This window comes from Massilia sp. CT11-108 (assembly GCF_047302915.1).
GTDB classification, from domain to species: Bacteria; Pseudomonadota; Gammaproteobacteria; order Burkholderiales; family Burkholderiaceae_D; genus Telluria; species Telluria orientalis.
This window is the reverse complement of the sequence record NZ_JBKYMO010000501.1, coordinates 1-3,913: the sequence shown is the minus strand read 5'-3', so window position 1 is coordinate 3,913 and position 3,913 is coordinate 1. Positions and strand designations below refer to the sequence as shown.

The 3,913-nt window shown below is 68.3% G+C and carries 5 protein-coding genes and 1 pseudogene; all 6 read right to left on the bottom strand.

Annotated features, from left to right (window positions below; genetic code table 11):
• Nucleotides 1-558: pseudogene (locus tag ACEN88_RS26245) on the bottom strand (hypothetical protein); the annotation flags it as partial.
• A gap of 68 nt (nt 559-626) precedes the next feature.
• Nucleotides 627-1,076 (bottom strand): lytic transglycosylase domain-containing protein, encoded by a 450-nt coding sequence (locus ACEN88_RS26240; RefSeq protein WP_413344393.1) that lies wholly within the window; start codon nt 1,074-1,076, stop codon nt 627-629.
• Nucleotides 1,073-2,329, bottom strand: a complete 1,257-nt coding sequence (gene pilV, locus ACEN88_RS26235; RefSeq protein WP_413344392.1) for a shufflon system plasmid conjugative transfer pilus tip adhesin PilV — start codon at nt 2,327-2,329, stop codon at nt 1,073-1,075. Before pilV ends, ACEN88_RS26240 begins: the two co-directional genes overlap by 4 nt.
• A 10-nt stretch (nt 2,330-2,339) precedes the next feature.
• The gene (gene pilM / locus ACEN88_RS26230; RefSeq protein WP_413344390.1) at nt 2,340-2,837 is read right to left on the bottom strand and encodes a type IV pilus biogenesis protein PilM; all 498 of its coding nucleotides are present in this window, start codon (nt 2,835-2,837) and stop codon (nt 2,340-2,342) included.
• Nucleotides 2,838-2,847: 10 nt separating this feature from the next.
• Entirely contained in the window at nt 2,848-3,396 is a 549-nt protein-coding gene (locus ACEN88_RS26225) for a type 4 pilus major pilin (RefSeq protein ID WP_413344388.1), read from the bottom strand.
• 22 nt (nt 3,397-3,418) lie between these two features.
• A partial coding sequence (locus tag ACEN88_RS26220) for a type II secretion system F family protein (RefSeq protein ID WP_413344387.1) occupies nt 3,419-3,913 on the bottom strand: 495 nt, incomplete at its 5' end.

Genomic DNA, 3,913 nt, shown 5'->3' with positions numbered 1-3,913 from the left:
ATCCAGCGGCGCGCGCAGCAGGCGGCCCGCGGCTTTCAGCTGGGCGTCCCGCTCGCGGCCGGGCGCGGCCGCGGGGCCCATGCCGAGCGCTTCCGTGATCTGCGACACTTGCTGCTCGTCCAGGCGGTCGATCGACGTCAGCGTGTCCGCCATGCAGTCGATCTTCGGCCCCGACGCCAGTTTGCCGAATGTCTTCGGGCGCGCGGCCGGCGCCGCGGGCACGGGCGTGGACGCGGACGCGGCGTGGGCGTCGTCATCCGCCCGCATCAGTTCCGCCAGCGTCGGCGACTTGTCCGCTTGCAGCAGGTCCGCCAGCGTGCCCCGCTCCGGCACAGGCGCCTGCGTCTGCGCGTGCCGGGCGCTGAACTGTTCCAGCCGCTGCAGCGGCGCCTGTACGTTCGCCGCGGGCGGCTGCGTCTTCGGGCGCCGGCCCAGCACCGGCAAGGAAAACCCGAACGTGCGCTTCGGCGCGCGGCTGGTCTCGGGCTTGGCGGTGGACGCGGTCCCGGCTGCCGGGCGGTCGCTGATCGGTGTTATCGTCGACGAAATCGTTTTCATATCAACTTCCAAGGTCATGCGCGCGGCCGCGCGAACGTCTCAACAATGATGTATGCGGCGCAAACCGGTCAGCGCTGGGCCTCGAGGGCCGCGCGCGGCAGGTTGCGATAGACTTTTTTCGCGTAAGCGATGCGCAGCTCGGGCTTGCCGGCGTTGTAGGCGCCGACGGCGGTCCATGAATTGCCCAGCTTCTGCATCTTCCCCGACAGGATCCACGCCCCGACCTCGATGTTCGTGCAGGCATCCATCAACTCGGCCTCGCCGATGCCGTACCGGCGCAGGGTCGGCAGCCAGCTGCTGTTGATCTGCATGAGCCCGATATCGTAGGAACCGTTCTTGTTCTTCGGGCCGATCGCAGTGGGATTCAAGCCCGATTCCGTCTTGGCGATGGCATACAGCAGGTAGGGGTTGACGCCGTAGCGCGCGCCGGCGTCCTCCCAGCATGCCTGTGCGTGGCCGCACGCGAGCACGCACGCGAGGGTTGCCGCCGCGCGGCGCGGTGTGGATATGCCGCTCATGGGGTCAGCGTTCCGTTCAGGTATTTGAAGACGTTATCCGGCGGCTGGCACGAGAGCAGGACGCCGTTCGCATCTTTCTTGACCGAGCCGATGTTGTACGTGATGCTGCCGTCCGGATTCGGGATATTGCAGGGCGTGCCCGCCACGATGGCTTGATTGAGATACACCGTGGGGCCCTCCATCCAGTTCCTGCCGACGACCCAGTCGCCCTTGATCCCGCCGTGGTTCGACGTCACCGTCTGTTCCGCCGTCACGGTACCGCCACTGACGACGGCCGTGTCACCGTACACCGTGCCGGGCACGTGCAGATCGTCCTTCTCGTCGACGGCCAGTGCCACCCACGCGCTGCCGGAATAGGTGAAGCCGCGGTTCAACGCGGTGACCATCCGCACGTCGCCGGTCGTGTTGCCCGTCGCGGGCAGGTCGGCGAAATTGGCCACCGGCGCCTTCCACGTCGACACCGCCTGCCACAGGCCGTCGGCCCCGCACGTCGCCACCGTCCGGCTCGCGCTGTCGATCCCAATGGCCGCCGCGCCGCCGCATGCCGTGCCCAGCGTCACCAGGGCGGTCCCGGCGAATCCCAGCGGCGTGTTCATCCGGTTCAGCTGCGGACGTCCGGGAACCACGTCGCGGTAGAGGAAATCGGTCGACAACTGGCCCGGCCCGTCGTAGAACAGGCCCGACACGAGGTGGCCGCCATCGTGGCCGGCGCTGCCGTTCAGGACCGTCGCGCCGCCGCAGGCCACACCCTGGTAGGCGGCGGTGGCGAGTGCCCAGGACGATCCGCGCGCCGTGGCGGGCTGCGCGGCGCTGATGTAGCCGCCGCCCTGCCCCGCCATCATGGCCACCGCCGCGATGGCGCGGTCCGGTATCGCGGTGCCGCCGTAGCCGGCCACCAGCGCGTCGAGCCGGCCCGGCGTGCCCTGGCGCACGAGCACGCATGCCGCTTGCTGGTAAGGGTTGGTCGCGGCAAAGCCGGCAGGCATGAAGCCGGCCGCGGTCAGCTGCGCCACGGTGACGGCCGTCACGGCGCCCCCGCCCGTGCTGGCGACGAGGTCGCTGTAATTCGCCGCGACATACCTGGACGCGGCCGCCACGACCTGCGCCTGCTGCAGGGCGGCCTGCTGTTCCTTCACTTCTTCGATCGAATCGCCGATCATGCTGGCCAGGCCGACCAGCAGCGCCGACGCGATGGCGAGCGCCGCCAACACTTCGATCAGGGTCATGCCGCGCTGCCGCCGCATCGTGTTCATCGTTGTTTCCTCAATCGCAGGGTGCCTGCGCCAGCCACACCGGCGCGCCGTCCGGGATGACGGCGTCGCCCAGCGTCGGCAGCGCGATGCGCGTCCCGTCCACGGGCGAAAACAGCGTATGGTCCGCCGCCCGGTAGACGCCGACGTTGAGTGAGTTGCGCGACAGCGCCAACAGTTCCGCGACGATCGGCCGCGCGCCCGCCGCGGCGGGGAAAATGTAGATCTGCCCCGCGCCGTCGCGGTAATTCGTCCACGCCACCGTCGGGCTGGTCGCCAGTTTCGACCACGCCGGCAGCACGCCGGCCCCCTTCAGGCCGGCCAGGCTCACGCTGGTGTCGGTGACGTTGTTCGCCTTGAAGTACGCCATCACCGCTTCCCGGTAGACCGCCATGGTCCCGGCATCGTCGTCGGCCTGTTGCCGGACCACGGCCTCGCGCCGCTGTTCGGCCGGCCAGCCGTACCAGCCACCGAGCGCGACCATGACGACCATGATCAGGACGGCCCACATTTACTCAGACTCAGTTCGCCGTGAATGCGACCGTATTCGCCGCCGCGCCGCACAGCTTCGCGGCGCTGGCCGCTGCGGCGGGAAACACGGTGATTGGATTGTTTCCGGCGCCATCGGCAATCTTTGTCCAGCCGGTCGCTCCGCTGACGACGGTCATGCACACGTCCGGCGGTACGTTGGTGTAGGTGATGGTGAACGTAGCGTCGTCCGCGGACGTGGGGGTCACGGTGCCGCCCCACGTGTTGTTGATCGCCGCACCGTCGCTGGAGACCGACAGCGTGCCCGGGATGGCTTTCGCGGTAATCATGTTTTTCAGCATCTCGGCGTCTTTGTAGGGCTGGCCCGAATACATCTTGCGCAGGGTGGTGCGCAAGCCCGTGAGCTCTTCCGTGGTCTGATTAGCCCGCGCGCTGCCGAAGGCATTCTGCAGCAGCGATACCGCGGCGAGCACCACGATGGCGGCGACGCCCAGGTAGGCGATGGCTTCCAGCAGCGAGGCGCCGCGCTGGCGGTGCAGGCGGGCGAGGCGGGCGCGGCGTTGGGGCATGGTGGCAAACATGTCGTATCTCCTTATGGTGTAATCAATGTACTGCGCGTGTCATCGTTGCGATCTCGTGCTGGATGCCGAAGAAACCCGTCACCAACCAGCCGATCACGGCGGCCATCACGAGGATGGCGACGCCGTTCAGGATCTTCATCTGATTGGAAATCTGCTCGATCCCCTCTTCCCGCCATTCGTCGGCCAGCACCTTGAGCGCCTCGCCGAATCCGCGGAACTCGGCGTACACGCACAGGTCGTCGATCACTTCGGCCGACGGGAAACCGTAACCGGCGTTGCGCATGGCTTCACCGCAGTTGAGGCCGGAACGCACCCCCAGCAGCGCGCCGTCGAGGCGTTCGCGCAGCCACGGGTCGGCCATGTCGGACAGGCGGCTGAGCGACTTCTCGACCGTGACGCCGGCCGTCTGCAAGGCCGAGAACGCCAGCAGGAAGCCGCTGCCCACGACCAGCCGGTAGATCGAGAACGGCGCGAAGCGGTCGGCGAACACGCGCAGGTTGCCGCGCCAGCGCGGCAG